At 59.1% G+C, this 19079-nt stretch carries 16 protein-coding genes; 4 read left to right on the top strand and 12 right to left on the bottom strand.

The window, feature by feature from the left end:
• Nucleotides 1-159 precede the first annotated feature (159 nt).
• The 12 genes from ACTJLA_RS24125 to mtnA all read right to left on the bottom strand — a co-directional run bounded on the left by ACTJLA_RS24125 (nt 160) and on the right by mtnA (nt 15289).
• The gene (locus ACTJLA_RS24125; protein ID WP_314548349.1) at nt 160-1437 is read right to left on the bottom strand and encodes a chain-length determining protein; all 1278 of its coding nucleotides are present in this window, start codon (nt 1435-1437) and stop codon (nt 160-162) included.
• Nucleotides 1438-1776: 339 nt separating this feature from the next.
• The gene (locus ACTJLA_RS24120) at nt 1777-2007 is read right to left on the bottom strand and encodes a LapA family protein (protein ID WP_054898455.1); all 231 of its coding nucleotides are present in this window, start codon (nt 2005-2007) and stop codon (nt 1777-1779) included.
• A gap of 24 nt (nt 2008-2031) precedes the next feature.
• On the bottom strand, nt 2032-2328 hold the full coding sequence (gene ihfB / locus ACTJLA_RS24115) for an integration host factor subunit beta (RefSeq protein WP_003189779.1): 297 nt from the start codon (nt 2326-2328) through the stop codon (nt 2032-2034).
• A 130-nt stretch (nt 2329-2458) separates the two neighbouring features.
• Complete coding sequence (locus ACTJLA_RS24110) at nt 2459-2743, bottom strand: lipoprotein (RefSeq protein WP_034126690.1); 285 nt, start codon at nt 2741-2743, stop codon at nt 2459-2461.
• A 160-nt stretch (nt 2744-2903) separates the two neighbouring features.
• Nucleotides 2904-4589 carry a 30S ribosomal protein S1 gene (gene rpsA / locus ACTJLA_RS24105; RefSeq protein WP_003189774.1) on the bottom strand — a complete coding sequence of 562 codons (1686 nt, stop codon included), beginning with the start codon at nt 4587-4589 and terminating at the stop codon, nt 2904-2906.
• A 120-nt stretch (nt 4590-4709) separates the two neighbouring features.
• Complete coding sequence (cmk, locus tag ACTJLA_RS24100) at nt 4710-5399, bottom strand: (d)CMP kinase (RefSeq protein WP_003189772.1); 690 nt, start codon at nt 5397-5399, stop codon at nt 4710-4712.
• Nucleotides 5396-7606: a bifunctional prephenate dehydrogenase/3-phosphoshikimate 1-carboxyvinyltransferase gene (locus tag ACTJLA_RS24095; protein ID WP_314548574.1), complete on the bottom strand. Its 2211-nt coding sequence runs from the start codon at nt 7604-7606 to the stop codon at nt 5396-5398. The genes cmk and ACTJLA_RS24095 overlap by 4 nt, the downstream gene beginning before the upstream one ends.
• 28 nt (nt 7607-7634) lie before the next feature.
• Nucleotides 7635-8747 carry a histidinol-phosphate transaminase gene (gene hisC, locus ACTJLA_RS24090; protein WP_314548345.1) on the bottom strand — a complete coding sequence of 371 codons (1113 nt, stop codon included), beginning with the start codon at nt 8745-8747 and terminating at the stop codon, nt 7635-7637.
• Between the two features lie 9 nt (nt 8748-8756).
• The gene (gene pheA / locus ACTJLA_RS24085) at nt 8757-9851 is read right to left on the bottom strand and encodes a prephenate dehydratase (RefSeq protein WP_032902668.1); all 1095 of its coding nucleotides are present in this window, start codon (nt 9849-9851) and stop codon (nt 8757-8759) included.
• Nucleotides 9851-10936 (bottom strand): 3-phosphoserine/phosphohydroxythreonine transaminase, encoded by a 1086-nt coding sequence (gene serC, locus ACTJLA_RS24080; protein WP_054921888.1) that lies wholly within the window; start codon nt 10934-10936, stop codon nt 9851-9853. The genes pheA and serC overlap by 1 nt, the downstream gene beginning before the upstream one ends.
• Nucleotides 10937-11139: 203 nt before the next feature.
• Entirely contained in the window at nt 11140-13794 is a 2655-nt protein-coding gene (gyrA, locus tag ACTJLA_RS24075) for a DNA gyrase subunit A (RefSeq protein ID WP_032892792.1), read from the bottom strand.
• 424 nt (nt 13795-14218) lie between these two features.
• Nucleotides 14219-15289 (bottom strand): S-methyl-5-thioribose-1-phosphate isomerase, encoded by a 1071-nt coding sequence (gene mtnA, locus ACTJLA_RS24070; RefSeq protein WP_314548340.1) that lies wholly within the window; start codon nt 15287-15289, stop codon nt 14219-14221.
• A 109-nt stretch (nt 15290-15398) separates the two neighbouring features.
• Here mtnA and ACTJLA_RS24065 point away from each other — a divergent pair, with 109 nt between their 5' ends.
• The 4 genes from ACTJLA_RS24065 (at nt 15399) to ACTJLA_RS24050 (ending at nt 19044) form a co-directional block, all read left to right on the top strand.
• Complete coding sequence (locus ACTJLA_RS24065; RefSeq protein ID WP_072446750.1) at nt 15399-16730, top strand: TRZ/ATZ family hydrolase; 1332 nt, start codon at nt 15399-15401, stop codon at nt 16728-16730.
• Between the two features lie 64 nt (nt 16731-16794).
• Complete coding sequence (gene ubiG / locus ACTJLA_RS24060; protein ID WP_003189760.1) at nt 16795-17493, top strand: bifunctional 2-polyprenyl-6-hydroxyphenol methylase/3-demethylubiquinol 3-O-methyltransferase UbiG; 699 nt, start codon at nt 16795-16797, stop codon at nt 17491-17493.
• Nucleotides 17494-17497: 4 nt separating this feature from the next.
• Nucleotides 17498-18169 carry an N-acetylmuramic acid 6-phosphate phosphatase MupP gene (gene mupP, locus ACTJLA_RS24055; protein ID WP_003189759.1) on the top strand — a complete coding sequence of 224 codons (672 nt, stop codon included), beginning with the start codon at nt 17498-17500 and terminating at the stop codon, nt 18167-18169.
• A 134-nt stretch (nt 18170-18303) separates the two neighbouring features.
• A complete protein-coding gene (locus ACTJLA_RS24050; protein ID WP_314548335.1) occupies nt 18304-19044 on the top strand; it encodes a YciK family oxidoreductase in 741 nt (246 codons plus the stop codon).
• Nucleotides 19045-19079 lie beyond the last annotated feature (35 nt).

Below are 19079 nucleotides of genomic sequence, written 5' to 3'. Positions count from 1 at the left end.
ATCGACGCTTCTATCTAGAATCTTCTGCCAAGTCAATTCTCAGAACACAAATATCAGATGGCAATTTGCCTTGACGATAAGGATCTCGGCTTTCACGCCCGCCCACCACTGAAACTCACCGTGGTGAACAACTCTCTGTACTAGAAGTTGAAGAAATCACTAAAGTTTCGACTCACGCAACGTGTGCTTTATTACCCGGAAGAAAGCGATTGCGCATCCAATAACCAAGCCTAGCAATAAACCACCGATTATGAGCAAGGGGCGGTTAGGGCTTACTTGGGAAGTAGGCTCTAGCGCTTCTTTATCAATGGCTACAAGCCTAAGGTTACTCATATCCTTATTCACACTCAGCAATCGTGCTTTCTCTGCGCGCAATGGCTGCACATCAGTCAGAAATAACTCATCGTTCACACGACTCTTCAAGACTTCAATCTCTCGATTGGACTCCAGCAGCTTTAGCTCTTTGGCAATTTGAGAAATCCGTCGCTCAGTGAAGTCATTAGACTTCCGCTGTAGCAAGACCGTACGCTCAGCTTCAAGCGCATTGACCCCCATAAAATACAACGGAATTTGCTGATTGTTAATTTCTGTTCGCATGCTGACAGACCCAGAATGTGCATCGTCACCGACAGAGGTCGGTGAAGCAGGCATCATAATGTTCAATTTCTTAGCAATTGTTATGGCCTCATTGAGCTCTGCAATTCGATTCGAATTTAAACTATGAAGTTGCGTCCGGAGCCCTTGAAGCTCGTCTTGTAGCTGAGCTCGGCGAATTCTATCTGACTCAGAAAGTGATGCAATTCTTGCTTCCTTCCATGTGTCATAGCTTGAACGGGCTGCGGCCAACCTGCCGTCGATCTCCTTTAAACGGTTATTGATAATAACTGTCAAATCCGCCGATATATGATCACGCTCATTTTCTATTGCATAGTCCACAAATCCATTGAGTATTGAAACCCCATCGATCCCTTTGGGATAGTTCAGCTCAAGCTTCAAATAAGAACTGAGCGAATCAACTTTATCTTTATCAGACAACATCAAACTTATAGATTTTTTATTGAACTCTTCAAACGCCTGCTGAAGATTACGTCCAGGTCGCACAAATCCCTCGAAGAGCTTTTGATGGGATCTAAAAAACTCCATACGAATCTCGTACGACTCTAAGGCCATACCGACCCGCACCAAGGCCTCACCAGGAGGTAAAACGTAAACTTCCGAGCGATTAAGTGCATCCAATTCATTAATCGCAGCAGGCCGAAGCACACTGCTCACTTTGTATTCTGGCGTGACCGAAAATGCATATGCCGCAAAAATCGATGCAATCAGTGCACTCGCGGAGATAATGATTGTTTTTTGACGCCAAATATTTGTTATAAGCGCCAACGAATCAATTTTTTTATGCTGGGGGATGAGGACGGAGCGTAAGCTACTACTCACAACAAAAACCTGCCTTCAGAGAGAAACTGCGGGCTCGTTATGCAAAACAGATTGTGTCTTTTCTTATTTTAATTGGATGACCGCTAAAACCCAGCTTCGTTGCTAAATTTTGAGCGCACAAAATGCCCGTTATCGAGAACAGATTCCATTCTGCCATCTCTTTGGCATATTACAAGTCTTGATATGTATGTAGGATGATTCTGGGTTTTCCGTGGGAACTGTCGCAACCCACCAGCCTAGGTCGCTACGCAGCTCAAAGCGCTTAACATAATTGGGTTTCTGACAAACGGTCACCAACACCGCTGATCCCCATCACAATTGCCAACCAAGACTTAAACCTTAAGCCACCGCCTTACCCCGACGCCTACGCACAACCATCCCCAACACCGGCCCAATCAACATCCCCAAAATCAAAGCCACCACCACAAACACCGCCACCGGCATCTGCGCAGTACTCCACCCCAGGAATGACAGCGCAACACCCTGCTGGTTCTCCAGCACAAACGCCAGAACCACCAAAGCCGCAAGCACCGCAATCAACACCGCAACAACGCGCTTAACCCCACGCATGCCCTTCTCCTTACTCAAAAAAACTCAGACGCCTTCTTCCTCTTCTTCGTTCACCCGATCGCGCAATTCCTTGCCCGGTTTGAAGTGGGGAACGAATTTGCCGTCGAGGCTGACGGATTGGCCGGTTTTTGGGTTGCGGCCTACGCGCGGTGCGCGGTAGTGCAGGGAGAAGCTGCCGAAGCCGCGGATTTCGATGCGATCTCCGGTGGCCAGGCATTGGGACATTTGCTCAAGCATGGTCTTGATAGCCAGCTCCACATCCTTGGATGAGAGCAGCCCTTGATGGGTGACAATTCGTTCGATCAACTCCGACTTCGTCATATTTTTCCCTTCTTTTTCAAGCAGCTAGGAAAAGCGCTCCGAAGGTTTTAGCATGAGTTGATGAATTTGAACAGCCCATGTGTCAACTTATGTGGGGCTGAATAAACACGCTCAGCGAGCGGTCAACCCCTTACTTACAGATCACCAACATGGTCCGCGTCACCGCGCCAGCAGGGTTCCAGCCGAACAGGTAGTCGCCCTCTTCGTCCTCCGCATCACTGGAGCGGGTAATGACCTTATAGCCCTGCATCTTGCACTCACGGGCGGCGCGTTTTTCGCATTTTTCCCACTTGTTACCCAAGCCAGAGCAGTCGATCTCGATGCCGCTGACGCCACGCTTGGCGTGGGTCTTGGCGCTGGTAGAGGAGCAGCCTGCAAGCGCCAGCAAAGCGAATACTACGATAATTCTGTTCATTCAAACCCTTATTGAGTCAGCAACGCGAAATAGCCGTTTTTAAAACTATAGTCAGTTCTGACATTGGGCTGAACACCTTCGTTCGGTGCAGTTGCTTCATCAAATTTCAGGCACAAAAAAGGGCGACCGAGGTCGCCCTTTTTCTACAGCTTTACAGAACTTAGTTCTGCTTAGCCATTGCCTGGCGCAGCAGTGCCGCCATGGTGGTGTCAGCAGCAGCTTCCGGAGCAGCTTCTTTCAGGCTCTGGATAGCTTCTTTCTCTTCCACTTCGTCCTTCGACTTGATGGAGAGCTGAATCACGCGGCTCTTGCGGTCAACGCTGATGATCTTGGCTTCTACTTCCTGGCCTTCTTTCAGAACGTTGCGCGCGTCTTCAACGCGGTCACGGCTGATTTCGGAGGCTTTCAGAGTCGCTTCGATATCGTCGGCCAGAACGATGATGGCGCCTTTGGCGTCAACTTCTTTCACAGTGCCTTTAACGATGGCGCCTTTGTCGTTCTCTTGAACGTACTCGGAGAACGGATCGCTTTCCAGTTGCTTGATACCCAGGGAGATGCGCTCGCGCTCTGGGTCAACCGACAGGATAACGGTGTCCAGCTCGTCGCCCTTCTTGAAACGACGAACAGCTTCTTCGCCAACTTCGTTCCAGGAGATGTCGGACAGGTGAACCAGGCCGTCGATGCCGCCGTCCAGACCAATGAAGATACCGAAATCGGTGATCGACTTGATGGTGCCGGAGATTTTATCGCCCTTGTTGAACTGGCCAGAGAAATCTTCCCATGGGTTAGATTTGCACTGCTTGATGCCCAAGGAGATACGACGACGCTCTTCGTCGATGTCCAGAACCATAACTTCCACTTCGTCGCCGACTTGTACGACTTTCGAAGGGTGGATGTTCTTGTTGGTCCAGTCCATTTCGGAAACGTGTACCAGGCCTTCCACGCCTTCTTCCAGCTCTGCGAAGCAGCCGTAGTCGGTCAGGTTGGTAACACGCGCGGTTACGCGAGTGCTTTCTGGGTAACGAGCCTTGATAGCAACCCATGGATCTTCGCCCAGCTGCTTCAAGCCCAGGGAAACGCGGTTACGCTCACGATCGTACTTCAGAACCTTGACATCGATCTCGTCGCCAACGTTGACGATTTCGGAAGGATGCTTGATACGCTTCCAAGCCATGTCGGTAATGTGCAGCAGGCCATCGACGCCACCCAGATCGACGAATGCGCCGTAATCGGTGAGGTTCTTGACGATACCTTTGACTTGTTGGCCTTCCTGCAGGGATTCCAGCAGAGCTTCACGCTCGGCGGAGTTCTCTGCTTCCAGCACGCTGCGACGGGAAACGACAACGTTGTTGCGCTTCTGGTCGAGCTTGATGACTTTGAATTCGAGTTCTTTGCCTTCCAGGTGCGTGGTGTCGCGCACTGGACGAACGTCGACCAAAGAACCTGGCAGGAACGCACGGATGCCGTTAACGTCGACAGTGAAGCCGCCTTTAACCTTACCGTTGATAACGCCCTTGACCACTTCTTCAGCTGCGAAGGCTGCTTCGAGAACAATCCAGCATTCAGCGCGCTTGGCTTTTTCACGGGACAGCTTGGTTTCACCGAAACCGTCTTCAACCGAGTCCAGAGCAACGTGAACTTCGTCACCGACATTGATAGTCAGGTCACCAGCATCGTTGTAGAACTGTTCCAGCGGGATCAGAGCTTCAGACTTCAGACCAGCGTGAACGGTTACCCAGCGAGCTTGGTAATCGATATCAACGATAACACCGGTGATGATGGAGCCTGCCTGAAGGTTCAGGGTTTTTAGGCTTTCTTCAAAGAGTTCCGCAAAGCTTTCGCTCATTTTAATTCCTGTTGATAAGGGCGAAGAATACGCCCATCTCCACACCCCAGACGGTGTGGGTCAGTTTCAGTTAAAAGAAGCCACCGCAGGACTATGACTGGTCCCCTGCGGCCTTCTTGATCACCCGGCGATATCGCGAATGGCGATTTCACTCATGATGCGTTCCAGCACCTGCTCGATGGACAGCTCCGTGGAATCCAGCTGTATGGCGTCAGCCGCCGGTTTGAGCGGGGCTACCGCACGCTGGGTATCACGCTCATCGCGTGCACGGATCTCATCTAGCAGACTCGACAGACTAACACCATCGACTTTGCCCTTCAACTGCAAGTAACGGCGGCGTGCCCGCTCCTCGGCGCTGGCGGTCAGGAAAATCTTCAGCGGCGCCTCGGGAAACACCACCGTGCCCATGTCGCGGCCATCGGCCACCAGGCCCGGCGCCTCCTGGAATGCGCGCTGGCGCTGCAGCAGCGCCTCGCGCACGGCGGGCAGCGCAGCCACTTGGGAGGCGCCCGCGCCGATACTCTCGGTGCGAATCACATCGCTGACTTCATCACCTTCCAGAATGATGCGCTGCAACTGACCCTCGGTCGCCGCAATGAACTGCACATCCAGATGGGCGGCAAGCTTCGTCAGCAATTCTTCGTTGGTCAGGTCAACACCATGGTTGTGCGCAGCAAACGCCAGCAGGCGGTACAGCGCGCCAGAATCCAGCAGGCACCAACCCAGGCGCTTGGCCAGAATGCCAGCGATTGTGCCTTTGCCCGAGCCACTAGGCCCGTCGATGGTAATCACCGGTGCTTTGATATTCACAATTGAGCCTCTTGGGCAACACGGATGCCGACTTGGGCACACAGTGTCAGAAAGTTCGGAAAAGACGTAGCAACATTGGCGCAGTCAAGGATACGAATAGGCGCCATCGCCCGCAGGGAAGCCACACTGAACGCCATGGCAATCCGGTGATCGCCATGGGCATGCACTTCACCGCCGCCCATCGGGCCACCGTCAATGATAATCCCATCAGGCGTGGGTTCACACTTCACGCCCAGGGCCAACAGACCGTCGGCCATCACCTGGATACGATCGGACTCCTTGAGCCGCAACTCCTCGGCACCGCGCAAAACGGTGCGACCTTGAGCGCAGGCTGCGGCAATAAACAGCACAGGGAACTCATCAATCGCCAACGGCACCAGGGCCTCTGGAATTTCGATGCCCTTGAGCGCGGCGGCACGCACACGTAAATCCGCAACCGGCTCGCCGCCCACCTCGCGCTGATTTTCGAGGGCGATATCAGCCCCCATCAGCCGCAGGATATCGATTACCCCGGTGCGGGTCGGGTTGATACCGACATGCTCCAGCAGCAGCTCGGAGCCCTCGGCAATCGAGGCCGCCACCAGGAAAAACGCCGAAGACGAAATATCCCCCGGCACTTCAATACGCGTAGCGGTCAACCCAAGCCCCGACGCCAGCGACGCCGTCGCGCCCTGCACCGCCACCGGGTAACCAAAGCCGCGCAGCATGCGCTCGGTATGGTCGCGGGTCGGTGCTGGCTCGGTCACCGAGGTTTTACCCTCAGCGTACAACCCCGCCAACAACAGGCAGGATTTCACCTGGGCACTGGCCATGGGCAGTACATAGTTCAAGCCTTTTAGCGACTGCCCACCACGAATGCTCAGTGGCGGACGCCCGTCCGGCCCGGTTTCGATGATCGCGCCCATTTCCCGCAGCGGCTTGGCTACACGGTTCATCGGGCGCTTGGACAGCGAGGCATCGCCGGTCAGCACGCTGTCAAAGCTCTGCGCCGCCAATACACCGGCCAACAGGCGCATCGATGTGCCGGAATTACCCACATAGATCGGCCCCGGCGCAGCCTTCAGGCCATGCAGGCCGACACCGTGAATGGTCACGCGCCCATGGTGCGGGCCCTCGATCACCACGCCCATGTCGCGAAAGGCCTGCAAGGTCGCCAGGGCATCTTCACCCTCAAGGAAGCCCTCCACCTCGGTCACACCTTCGGCCAACGACCCCAGCATGATCGAGCGATGAGAGATCGACTTGTCACCCGGCACGCGGATGCGCCCGCTCAAGCGGCCACCCGGGCTGGCGACGAAGGTCAAGTCATCGGTGCTCACTGCGGTTTCCATGTAGGCCCGGCGCGCGAGGATCTTGCTGAAATGTTCACGCGCCACCCGCGCACGGGTGAACACGCCCAGCAGTTGATGGCCGTCTCCCGCATCCACCGCATCGCGCAAGGCGTCGAGGTCACTGCGGAAGGTGTCCAGAGTGCGCAACACCGCTTCGCGATTGGCGAGGAAGATGTCGTGCCACATCACCGGATCGCTGCCGGCAATCCGCGTGAAATCGCGGAAGCCGCCGGCGGCGTAGCGGAAAATCTCGAGGTTCTCGTTGCGCTTGGCCAACGAATCCACCAAGCCAAATGCCAGCAGATGCGGCAAGTGACTGGTCGCTGCCAACACTTCGTCGTGACGCTCGACCTGCATATGCTCTACATCCGCGCCCAGCTCGCGCCAGAGACGATCCACCACTGCCAACGCCGTGGGATCGGTTTGCGCAAGCGGCGTCAGGATGACCTTATGCCGACGGAACAGCTGCGCATTGGATGCCTCCACCCCGCTCTGCTCGGACCCAGCGATTGGATGGCCCGGCACAAAGCGCGGCGGCATCCCACCAAACGCCAATCGTGCAGCACGCACCACGTTGCCTTTGGCGCTGCCCACATCGGTAAGAATCGCTTGCCCGAGGTCCATACCAGCCAGTACCGCCAGCAATTTCTCCATGCCAAGGATCGGCACGGCGAGCTGGATCACATCCGCGCCCTGGCACGCAACGGCCAGGTCCGCTTCACAGCGGTCCACCACGCCCAACTCCACCGCCAACTTGCGCGACTGCGGGTCGAGGTCCACGCCCACCACTTCGCCACACAGCCCGCTTTCACGCAGGCCCTTGGCGAAGGAGCCACCGATCAACCCCAGGCCGACCACCACCAGGCGACCGATCATAGGCACAGCAGGTTGCAATGCAGTGACATCAACCACGGGCCAGAACCTTGGCCAACGCCTCAAGGAAGCGGCTGTTCTCAGCCGGCAGACCGATGGTGATACGCAGATGGTTCGGCATGCCGTAGTTGGCCACCGGGCGCACGATCACGCCCTCGCGCAGCAAGCCCTGGAACACCGGCGCAGCCACCTGGCCGAGGTCGACGCAGATGAAGTTGCCCTTGGACGGAATCCAGCCCAGGCCCAGCTCACGAAAACCTTCCTGCAATTGCAGCATGCCGCTTTCGTTGAGGCGACGGCCTTCTTCCAGGTATTCGGTATCCTGCACCGCCGCACAGGCGGCCGCCAGGGCCAGGCTGTTAACGTTGAACGGCTGGCGCACGCGGTTCAGCACATCGGCTACCACGGGCGTGGACAAGCCATAACCGACCCGCAACGACGCCAGGCCATAAGCCTTGGAGAACGTACGCGACACCAGCAGGTTCGGGTAGGCCGCGAGGAAATCCAGGCCATCGGGCAGGTCGCTGCCTTCGGCGTACTCGATGTAGGCTTCGTCCAGCACGACCAGCACATGCCCCGGCACGTCCTGCAGGAATTCGTTCAGTGCCTGCTCGTCAAACCAGGTGCCGGTCGGGTTGTTCGGGTTGGCGATAAACACCACGCGAGTCTGGGCATCGATGGCCGCCAGCATCGCCGGCAAGTCATGGCCCCAGTCCTTGGCAGGAATCACGCGAGCATCCGCCCCCACCGCCTGAGCCACGATCGGGTAGACCGCAAACGCGTGCTCGCTGAACACCGCATTCAAGCCTGGCGCCAGGTAAGCACGGGCGACCAGCTCAAGGATGTCGTTGGAGCCATTGCCCAGGGTCACCTGGTTCAGCTCGACCCGGCATTTGTCCGCCAGCAAAGACTTGAGCGCAAAACCGTTGCCATCGGGATAACGGGTCAGTTCGGCCAGCTCTTCACGAATCGCCGCCAACACTTTTGGGCTCGGGCCCAGCGGGTTTTCGTTACTCGCCAGCTTGACGATTTTGGACGGGTCCAGATTCAACTCGCGGGCCAGTTCGTCCACAGGCTTGCCTGGAACGTAAGGCGAGAGTTGTTGCACGCCCGGCTGCGCCAGGGCGAGGAAGTTGCCACTCATGTCAAAGCCTCACAAAACCGCTTTCGGGTAAGAGCCCAGCACCTTGAGTGCCACGGCTTCCTGACTGATTTTCTCCAGCACGCCCTTGACCAGAGGGTCGCGGTGATGGCCCATGAAGTCGATAAAGAATACGTAGGTCCACTTACCGCTGCGCGAAGGACGAGTCTCGATGCGCGTCAGGTCAATCCCGTTGTCGTGGAACGGCACCAGCAGCTCATGCAGCGCGCCGGGCTTGTTGCTCATGGAGACGATGATCGAGGTCTTGTCGTCGCCGGTGGGCGGCACTTCCTGGCTGCCGATCATCAAAAAGCGCGTGGAGTTATCCGGGCGATCTTCGATCTTTTCGGCCAGGCGCGTCAGGCCGTACAGGCCGGCAGCCATATCGCCGGCAATCGCCGCCGAGTTCCACTCACCCTTGACCCGCTTGGCCGCCTCGGCGTTGCTGGACACCGCAACGCGCTCTACATTCGGGTAATGGGCGTCCAACCACTTGCGGCACTGGGCCAGGGACTGGGCGTGGGAGTAGATGCGGCTGATGCTGTCGGTCTTGGTGTTTTCACCCACCAGCAGGTGGTGGTGGATACGCAGCTCCACCTCACCGCAGATGACCATGTCGTGCTCAAGGAAGCTGTCCAGCGTGTGGTTGACCGCGCCTTCGGTGGAGTTTTCCACTGGCACCACGCCAAAATTCACCGCACCGGCCGCGACTTCACGGAAGACTTCGTCGATGGCCGCCATCGGCTTGCTGATTACCGCATGGCCGAAGTGCTTCATGGCTGCCGCCTGGGTGAAGGTGCCTTCAGGGCCGAGGTAAGCCACTTTCAGCGGCTGCTCCAGCGCCAGGCACGAAGACATGATTTCACGGAACAACCGCGCCATCTCTTCGTTGCCCAACGGGCCCTTGTTGCGTTCCATCACGCGCTTGAGCACCTGGGCTTCACGCTCGGGCCGGTAGAACACCGGCACTTCGCCTTCCGCCAGGGACGCCATTTTCACCCGGGCCACTTCCTGGGCGCAGCGCGCGCGCTCACTGATCAGTTCCAGGACCTTCTCGTCCAGGCTGTCAATGCGTACGCGCAGGGCTTTGAGTTCTTGCTCAGACATTAGCCGTGTTCCTTTTCGAACTCTGCCATGTAGGCAACCAGCGCGTTGATGGCGTGGATGTCGACAGCGTTATAAATGGAGGCGCGCATACCGCCTACCGAGCGGTGGCCCTTGAGGTTCAGCAGGCCGCGCGCGTCGGCGCCGGCCAGGAACGGCTTGTCCAGGCGGTCGTCGGCCAGGCGGAACGGCACGTTCATCCACGAGCGGTCGCTGAGGTTGATCGGGTTGCTGTACAGGCCGCTGGCGTCGATAAAGTCGTACAGGACGCGCTTCTTCTCTTCGTTGAGCTTGCCCATGGCCGCCACGCCGCCCTGCTCCTTGAGCCATTCGAACACCAGGCCCGACAGGTACCAGGCAAACGCCGGCGGGGTGTTGTACATCGAGCCGTTATCGGCCGCGACCTTGTAGTTGAGCATGGTCGGGCACACCGAGCGGGCGCGACCCAGCAGGTCTTCGCGGATGATATTGACCAGGATGCCGCTCGGGCCGATGTTCTTCTGCGCGCCGGCGTAGATCATGCCGTACTTGGACACGTCGATCGGGCGCGAGAGGATGTCCGAAGACATGTCGCACACCAGCGGAACGTCACCTACTTGCGGCACCCAATCAAATTCCAGGCCGCCGATGGTTTCGTTCGCGACGTAGTGAACGTAGGCCGCGTCCTTGGTCAGCTTCCACTCGTTCTGACCGGGAATGGCGAAGTAGTCGTAGGGCTTGGCGGTGCCCGCCACGTTGACATGGCCGTAGCGCGAGGCCTCCTCAATGGCCTTCTGCCCCCAGATACCGGTGTCGATATAGTCGGCAGTGCCGCCTTCGGGCAGCAGGTTCAGCGGTAACTGGGCGAACTGCTGGCTCGCACCACCCTGCAAGAACAGCACTTTGTAATTGGATGGGATGTCCAGCAGGTCGCGCAGGTCCTGCTCGGCCTTGTTGGCGATAGACACGAACTCATCGCTGCGATGGCTCATTTCCATCACGGAGAGGCCTTTTCCATGCCAGTCGAGGAGTTCACCCTGCGCACGCTGCAGGACTGCTTCAGGAAGCGCCGCGGGACCGGCACAGAAGTTATAGGCTCTCTTGCTCACATCCAATCTCACTCTGATCTGGTGGGGCTGCAATCATGTCAGCAACGCCCTCGTTCTGGAGCGGACATCTGTGGGAGCTGGCTTGCCTGCGATAGCAGCGNCAAGCCAGCTCCCACATGGACCGCGTCCAGGCAAAGGGCGCTGTATTTCATACGGGACAAACAACAAGGGGGCGAATCTTCATCCGCCCCCTGTGTGTCCGCTTACTCCTGCGGTTCTTCTTCGTCTGCGGCAGCGTCGAGGGTTGGCTCGTCAACGTTGTCATCGCCAGCTGCGATCACCTCGCCTTCAAATTCCTCACCTTCGAGCTCTTCACCTTCGACTTCCGAAGGCTCCTGCACACGCTCCAGGCCGACCAGTTTTTCGTCCTTGGCCAGCTTGATCAGGGTCACGCCCTGGGTATTACGGCCCAGGCTCGACACTTCCGCCACACGGGTACGCACCAGGGTGCCCTGGTCGGAAATCAGCATGATCTCCTCGCCATCGAGCACCTGCACCGCGCCGACCAGACGGCCGTTGCGGTCGTTGCTGACCATGGCAATCACGCCCTGGCCGCCACGCTTGTACTCCGGGAACTCACTGATGGCGGTACGCTTGCCATAACCACGCTCGGACGCGGTGAGGATCTGGCTGCCTTCTTCCGGGATCAGCATCGAAATCAGCTTCTGCCCTTCCGGCAGGCGCATGCCGCGTACACCCCGGGCGGTACGGCCCATGGCACGCACGTCGGACTCCTTGAAACGTGTGACCTTGCCGCCGTCGGAGAACAGCATGACTTCGCGCTCGCCATCAGTGATGGCTGCGGAAATCAGCACGTCGCCTTCATCCAGCTCCAGGGCGATCAGGCCCACGCTGCGTTGACGGCTGAAGGATTCCAACGGGGTCTTCTTCACGGTGCCTTTGGCGGTGGCCATGAAGATGAAGTGGCCTTCGGTGTATTCCTCGACCGGCAGCATGGTGGTGATGTATTCATCACTGTCCAGGGGCAGCAGGTTGACCAACGGACGGCCACGGGCAGCGCGGGAGGCTTCCGGGATTTCGTAAGTCTTGAGCCAGTACACCTTGCCCTTGCTGGAGAACAGCAGCAGCGTGGTGTGGCTGTTGGCGACCAGCAGGTGAGCGATGTAGTCCTCATCCTTCACGCCGGTAGCCGATTTACCCTTACCACCACGACGCTGGGCCTGGTAGGCCGCCAGCGGCTGGGTCTTGGCATAGCCGCCGTGGGAGATGGTCACCACGCGCTCTTCTTCCGGGATCATGTCACCCAGGGTCAGGTCCAAGCGCGCATCGAGGATTTCGGTGCGGCGCACGTCGCCGTATTCGGCGCGGATCACTTCCAGTTCTTCGCGGATCACTTCCATCAGGCGCACGGCGCTGCTGAGGATGCGGATCAACTCGCCGATCTGGTTGAGGATCTCCTGGTACTCGGCCAGCAGCTTCTCGTGCTCAAGGCCAGTCAGGCGGTGCAGGCGCAGTTCCAGGATGGCCTGGGCCTGTTCTGGCGACAGGAAGTACTTGCCTTCACGCAGACCGTATTGCGGGTCCAGGGTCTCCGGGCGGCACGAGTCGGCGCCAGCGCGCTCAACCATCGCGACCACGGCGCTGGATTCCCAAGGCGTGCTGATCAACGCTTCCTTGGCTTCCGACGGGGTTGGCGAGGCCTTGATCAGGGCGATCACCGGATCGATGTTCGACAACGCAACCGCCTGGCCTTCCAGGATATGGCCGCGCTCGCGGGCCTTGCGCAGCTCGAACACGGTGCGACGGGTGACCACTTCGCGGCGGTGACGCACGAAGGCTTCCAGCAGGTCCTTGAGGTTCAGGATGCGCGGGCGGCCGTCGATCAGGGCAACCACGTTGATACCAAACACGCTTTGCAGCTGGGTCTGGGCGTAGAGGTTGTTGAGGATCACCTCGGGCACTTCGCCGCGGCGCAGCTCGATGACCACGCGCATACCGTCCTTGTCGGACTCGTCGCGCAGCTCGGTGATGCCTTCCAGCTTCTTCTCTTTAACCAGCTCGGCGATCTTCTCGATCAGGCGTGCCTTGTTCAGCTGGTAAGGGAGTTCGGTGATGACGATCTGCTGGCGGCCACCGACCTTGTCGATGTCTTCGATCATCGAGCGGGCACGCATGTAAATGCGCCCGCGGCCAGTGCGGTAGGCTTCGATGATGCCGGCGCGACCGTTGATGATCGCGGCGGTCGGGAAGTCCGGGCCGGGGATGTATTGCATCAGCTCATCGACGGTCAGCTCAGGGTTGTCGATAAGGGCCAGGCAACCGTCGATGACTTCGCCGAGGTTGTGCGGCGGGATGTTGGTGGCCATGCCCACGGCGATACCGCTGGAACCGTTGACCAGCAGGTTGGGAATCTTGGTGGGCATGACAGCCGGGATCATTTCGGTGCCGTCGTAGTTCGGCACCCAGTCCACGGTTTCTTTATGCAGGTCGGCCAGCAGCTCGTGCGCCAGCTTGGTCATGCGCACTTCGGTGTATCGCATGGCCGCGGCGTTGTCGCCGTCCACCGAACCGAAGTTGCCCTGGCCGTCTACCAGCAGGTAGCGCAGGGAAAACGGCTGCGCCATCCGAACGATGGTGTCGTACACCGCAGTGTCGCCGTGAGGGTGATACTTACCGATCACGTCACCGACAACACGGGCAGATTTCTTGTACGGCTTGTTCCAGTCGTTACCCAGCTCGCTCATCGCGAACAGCACACGCCGGTGCACGGGCTTCAAGCCATCGCGCGCATCAGGCAGTGCCCGACCGACAATTACGCTCATCGCGTAGTCGAGGTAGGACTGTTTCAGCTCGTCTTCGATATTGACCGGGAGGATTTCTTTGGCCAGTTCGCCCATGAGAAGCCTGATTCCTTTTTCGGGTGAAACCTCGTCACATCCATTCGGGACGAACGAAGCTCGCCGCTGCCGGCACGGTGCCTGACAACGACTTACGACAAATCAACGAGTTATGACACGGATCTGCACGTTATAGGCAACCCCTCGGGGCAGCCCTGGAAACCGCCGGATGTTATCACAATCGCCGCCACGCACCTATCCCCCTGATGCGCATGGAGGCTAGTAATTTGACGGATGACAGGCTTGAAGGGGACGAGAGGGGCTCAGAGGCGCGATGGTGCTTTTTTGCGAGGATGGAATGCAGACGTTTTGTTGACTTCAAGGGCCGATCGCAGGCAATCCAGCTCCCACCTTTGATTTGTGAATACAGTTAAAGGCGGGAGCTGGCTTGCCTGCGATGGCGCCCCCACAGGCACCCACACACTCAATGCAGCCGCTTACGACACATCAACTTGGCCAGTTTGGCAGTGTCTGGCCGCTCGACAATGCCTTTTTCGGTGACGATCACGTCAATAAGGTCCGCAGGCGTCACGTCAAATACAGGGTTAAGCGCCGCGATATCCAACCGCTGCCCATCAACCTCAAGCAACTCACCCATATCGCGCTGCTCCAGCGCAACATCCTCCCCCGCAGCCATCATCAAATCGAGGGTCGAACTTGACGCCACCACCATAAAGCGCACGCCATGGTGCATGGCACAGACGGCCAGTTGATAAGTGCCGATCTTGCTGACCACATCGCCATTGGCCGCAACACAGTCAGCACCCACCACCACCCAGGTCACGCCTTTGGTCTTGAGGATATGCGCGCCCGCGGAGTCGGCATTCACCGCCACCGGGATGCCCTGGCTCGCCAACTCCCACGCCGTCAGACGCGAGCCTTGCAGCCATGGACGGGTTTCATTGACATAGACCTGCTCGACCAACCCCTCCAGATACGCCGCGTGAATCACCCCGAGGGCTGTGCCAACGCCGCCGGAAGCCAACGCGCCGGCATTGCCATGGGTAAGGATCGCCTGGGCATTGCCCTGATGCTTGCGAATCCGCTCCATACCCAGCTGGGCCATGACCACATTGGCTTCCCGATCACTCTCATGGATCGCGACGGCTTCGGCCTCCAGCACCACCAGCGGGTCGGCGTCCTGCTTGAGGCGATCCAGGCGGTCGCGCATGCGCTGCAAGGCCCAGAACAAATTCGATGCGGTCGGCCGGGTGTGGGCCAGCAAGGCGTAGTCTTCTTCCCACGCGGCCTGCCAGTCACCACCCTCGGCGATGCGCTCGCGGGCGGCGAGCACCAAGCCATAGGCAGCGCAGATGCCGATGGCCGGTGCACCCCGCACCACCATGGTGCGAATGGCGTCGGCCACCGCTTCAACGGTACCGCAGGCCACCCAATGCTCCCGGGACGGCAAAACACGCTGGTCGAGCAGGTGCAGCGCGCCATCACGCCATTCGATGGCCTTCACGTTCTCTGCAGCCAACAGTCGGTCGCGCATCCCTTACCCCGCACTCATGAACAAAAGCCGCCGATTATAGCGATCCGCCAGCCGGGACGCTCGGGTATACTTCGCCCTTCTTTTATAGCTGCCTGGGAAGAAGCCTGCGATGACCTCCACTGCCGCCCCGCTCGACTTGTTGCTGCTGCCGACCTGGCTGGTACCCGTCGAGCCCGCTGGGGTGGTGCTCAAGGAGCACGGCCTGGGTATCCGCGATGGCTGCATTGCCTTTATCGGGCCACGGGACGCGGCGTTGAAGCTGGCGGCGCAAGAGGTGCGTGAACTGCCCGGCATGCTGCTCAGCCCCGGCCTGGTCAATGCACACGGCCATGCAGCCATGAGCCTGTTCCGCGGCCTGGCCGACGATTTGCCACTGATGACCTGGCTGGAAAAGCACATCTGGCCCGCCGAAGCCAAGTGGGTCGATGAAGCGTTCGTGCGTGACGGTACCAACCTGGCCATTGCCGAGCAGATCAAGGGCGGCATCACCTGCTTCTCGGACATGTATTTCTACCCCAAGGTCGCCAGTGACTGCGTGCACAACAGCGGTATGCGTGCGCAGATCGCACTGCCGATCCTCGACTTCCCGATCCCCGGCGCCAGCAGTGCCGACGAGGCGATTCGCCAGGGTATCGAGCTGTTCGGCGACCTCAAGCACCACCCGCGCATCAAAATCACCTTCGGCCCCCACGCGCCCTACACCGTGTGCGATGCCAACCTGGAAAAGATCCGGGTGATCGCCGAAGAGCTGGACGCCGTGATCCATATGCACGTTCACGAAACTGCCTTTGAAGTGCAGCAAGCCGTCGAGCAGACCGGCGAGCGGCCATTGGCGCGCCTGGCTCGACTTGGCCTGCTGGGCCCGCGCTTTCAGGCCGTGCACATGACCCAAATCAGCGAAGACGACCTGGCTTTACTGGTAGAAAGCAACACCAGCGTCATTCACTGCCCGGAATCGAACCTGAAACTGGCCAGCGGCTTTTGCCCGGTGGAGCGCTTGTGGCAGGCTGGCGTCAACGTGGCCATCGGCACCGACGGCGCTGCCAGCAACAATGACTTGGATTTGCTCGGCGAAACCCGCACGGCGGCGATGCTGGCCAAGGCCGTGGCCGGCTCGGCCACTGCGCTGGATGCCCACCGCGCCTTGCGCATGGCCACACTCAACGGCGCCAGGGCGATGGGCCTGGACAGCCAGATTGGCTCCCTGGAAGTCGGCAAGGCGGCAGACATCGTCGCTTTTGATCTTTCCGGGCTGGCGCAACAACCGATCTACGATCCGGTCTCACAGCTTATATATGCCACCGGGCGCGATTGCGTGAAACACCTTTGGGTTGCCGGCAAGCCATTGCTCGACGACCGGCAATTGACCCGCATGGATGAACAACAGTTGACCGCCACGGCCATTGCCTGGGGCCAACGCATCAGCGGGCACAGCGAATAACGACGCGGCTGAAGCCTTGGGTTCAGCCGCGACACACCGACTTATCAGATTCAGAGGATTCACCATGAGCAACGTCGATCACGCCGAAATCGCCAAGTTTGAAGCCCTGGCTCACCGCTGGTGGGACCGCGAGAGCGAATTCAAACCCCTGCACGATATCAACCCACTGCGGGTCAACTGGATTGACGAGCGCGTCAACCTGGCTGGCAAGAAGGTGCTGGACGTCGGTTGCGGCGGCGGCATCCTCAGCGAAGCCATGGCCCAGCGCGGCGCCACCGTCATGGGCATCGACATGGGTGAAGCGCCGCTGGCCGTGGCCCAGTTGCACCAGCTCGAATCCGGCGTGAGCGTGGAGTACCGCCAGATCACCGCCGAAGCCCTGGCCGAAGAAATGCCCGAGCAGTTCGACGTGGTCACCTGCCTGGAAATGCTCGAACACGTGCCAGACCCGTCCTCGGTGATCCGTGCGTGCTTCCGTATGGTCAAGCCCGGCGGCCAGGTGTTCTTCTCCACCATCAACCGCAACCCCAAGGCTTACCTGTTCGCGATCATCGGCGCCGAATACATCATGAAGCTGCTGCCGCGTGGCACCCATGATTTCAAGAAATTCATCCGCCCTTCCGAGCTGGGTGCGTGGAGCCGCCAGGCTGGGCTGACCGTCAAGGACATCATCGGCCTGACCTACAACCCGCTGACCAAGCACTACAAGCTGGCCAACGACGTTGACGTCAACTACATGATCCAGACCCTGCGCGAGGAGTAAGCCTGTGAAGTTGCGAGCGGTTCTCTTCGACATGGACGGTACCCTGCTGGACACCGCGCCGGACTTTATCGCCATCTGCCAGGCCATGCGCGCCGACCGAGGCCTGGCGCCGATCAACCCGCAGCACATCCGCGATGAAATCTCCGGCGGTGCCCGAGCGATGGTTGCCGTGACCTTCTCGATGGATCCTGAATCCCCAGGCTTTGAAGAGCTGCGCCAGGAATTCCTGGAGCGCTACCTCAAGGACTGCGCGGTGCACAGCAAACTGTTCGACGGCATGGCCGAACTGCTGGAAGACATCGAGAAAGCCAAGCTGATCTGGGGCGTGGTCACCAACAAGCCGGTGCGCTTTGCCGAACCGATCATGCAGCGCCTGGGCCTGGCCGAACGCTCGGCCGTGCTGATCTGCCCGGACCATGTGAAAAACAGCAAGCCGGACCCGGAGCCGATGATCCTGGCGTGCAAGATGCTCGACCTGGACCCGGCCAGCGTGCTGTTCGTGGGCGATGACCTGCGCGACATCGAATCCGGCCGCGACGCCGGTACGCGCACGGCGGCGGTCACCTACGGCTATATCCACCCGGATGACAACCCACGCCACTGGGGCGCGGATGTGGTGGTGGATCACCCGCTGGAATTGCGCAAGGTGCTGGATAACGCGCTGTGCAGTTGCTGATTGTTCGAAGATCTCAACAACGCTGAGATCAATGTGGGAGCTGGNTTAGTCCGCCATCGCAGGCAAGCCAGCTCCCACAGGAAATGGATTCCACTTCAAGTGGTGTATCACCTTGAATTTTGTCGAGGCTATTTATGTTTGATTACTCTGCACCGCCAGAACTGCTCAAAGGCCGGACCATCCTGGTAACCGGCGCCGGTCGCGGGATTGGCGCGGCAGCGGCGAAGACCTATGCCGCCCATGGCGCCACCGTGTTGTTGCTGGGCAAGACCGAAGCCAACCTGGCTCAGGTTTATGACGAGATCGAAGCCGCCGGCCACCCGCAGCCGGTGGTAATCCCGTTCAACCTGGAGACCGCCCTGCCCCATCAATACGATGAGCTGGCAGCGATGATCGAAAAGGCATTCGGCCACCTAGACGGCCTGTTGCACAACGCCTCGATCATCGGCCCGCGCACACCCATCGAGCAGTTGTCCGGCGAGAACTTCATGCGGGTGATGCACGTCAACGTCAACGCGATGTTCATGCTGACCAGCACTTTGCTGCCGCTGCTCAAGCTGTCCCAGGACGCGTCGGTGGTGTTCACCTCCAGCAGTGTCGGGCGCAAGGGCCGTGCTTATTGGGGTGCCTATGGCGTGTCCAAGTTCGCCACCGAGGGGCTGATGCAAACCCTGGCCGATGAGCTGGAAGATGTGGCCGCAGTGCGCACCAACAGCATCAACCCGGGCGGCACCCGCACCAGCATGCGCGCCCAGGCGTACCCAGGGGAAAACCCGATGGAAAGGCCGGCGCCGGAAGAGATCATGCCGGTGTACCTGTACCTGATGGGGCCCGACAGTGCCGGCATCAATGGCCAGGCCTTCGATGCGCAATAAGCCCTGACACACCGCAAAACAAAGGTGGGAGCTGG

The sequence above is a fragment of the Pseudomonas sp. 22072 genome, assembly GCF_052046095.1.
Taxonomy (GTDB): Bacteria; Pseudomonadota; Gammaproteobacteria; order Pseudomonadales; family Pseudomonadaceae; genus Aquipseudomonas; species Aquipseudomonas paracarnis.
This window is presented reverse-complemented; position numbering and strand designations above follow the sequence as displayed.

Coding starts and splice junctions, on each gene's coding strand:
- pheA (WP_032902668.1), bottom strand. CDS start 9,851: ATGTCTGAGCAAGAACTCAAAGCCCTGCGCGTACGCATTGACAGCCTG.
- hisC (WP_314548345.1), bottom strand. CDS start 8,747: ATGAGTGGCAACTTCCTCGCCCTGGCGCAGCCGGGCGTGCAACAACTC.
- ACTJLA_RS24110 (WP_034126690.1), bottom strand. CDS start 2,743: ATGAACAGAATTATCGTAGTATTCGCTTTGCTGGCGCTTGCAGGCTGC.
- mtnA (WP_314548340.1), bottom strand. CDS start 15,289: ATGCGCGACCGACTGTTGGCTGCAGAGAACGTGAAGGCCATCGAATGG.
- ACTJLA_RS24050 (WP_314548335.1), top strand. CDS start 18,304: ATGTTTGATTACTCTGCACCGCCAGAACTGCTCAAAGGCCGGACCATC.
- ACTJLA_RS24065 (WP_072446750.1), top strand. CDS start 15,399: ATGACCTCCACTGCCGCCCCGCTCGACTTGTTGCTGCTGCCGACCTGG.
- ACTJLA_RS24095 (WP_314548574.1), bottom strand. CDS start 7,606: ATGATCGGTCGCCTGGTGGTGGTCGGCCTGGGGTTGATCGGTGGCTCC.
- gyrA (WP_032892792.1), bottom strand. CDS start 13,794: ATGGGCGAACTGGCCAAAGAAATCCTCCCGGTCAATATCGAAGACGAG.
- ubiG (WP_003189760.1), top strand. CDS start 16,795: ATGAGCAACGTCGATCACGCCGAAATCGCCAAGTTTGAAGCCCTGGCT.
- ihfB (WP_003189779.1), bottom strand. CDS start 2,328: ATGACGAAGTCGGAGTTGATCGAACGAATTGTCACCCATCAAGGGCTG.
- rpsA (WP_003189774.1), bottom strand. CDS start 4,589: ATGAGCGAAAGCTTTGCGGAACTCTTTGAAGAAAGCCTAAAAACCCTG.
- ACTJLA_RS24120 (WP_054898455.1), bottom strand. CDS start 2,007: ATGCGTGGGGTTAAGCGCGTTGTTGCGGTGTTGATTGCGGTGCTTGCG.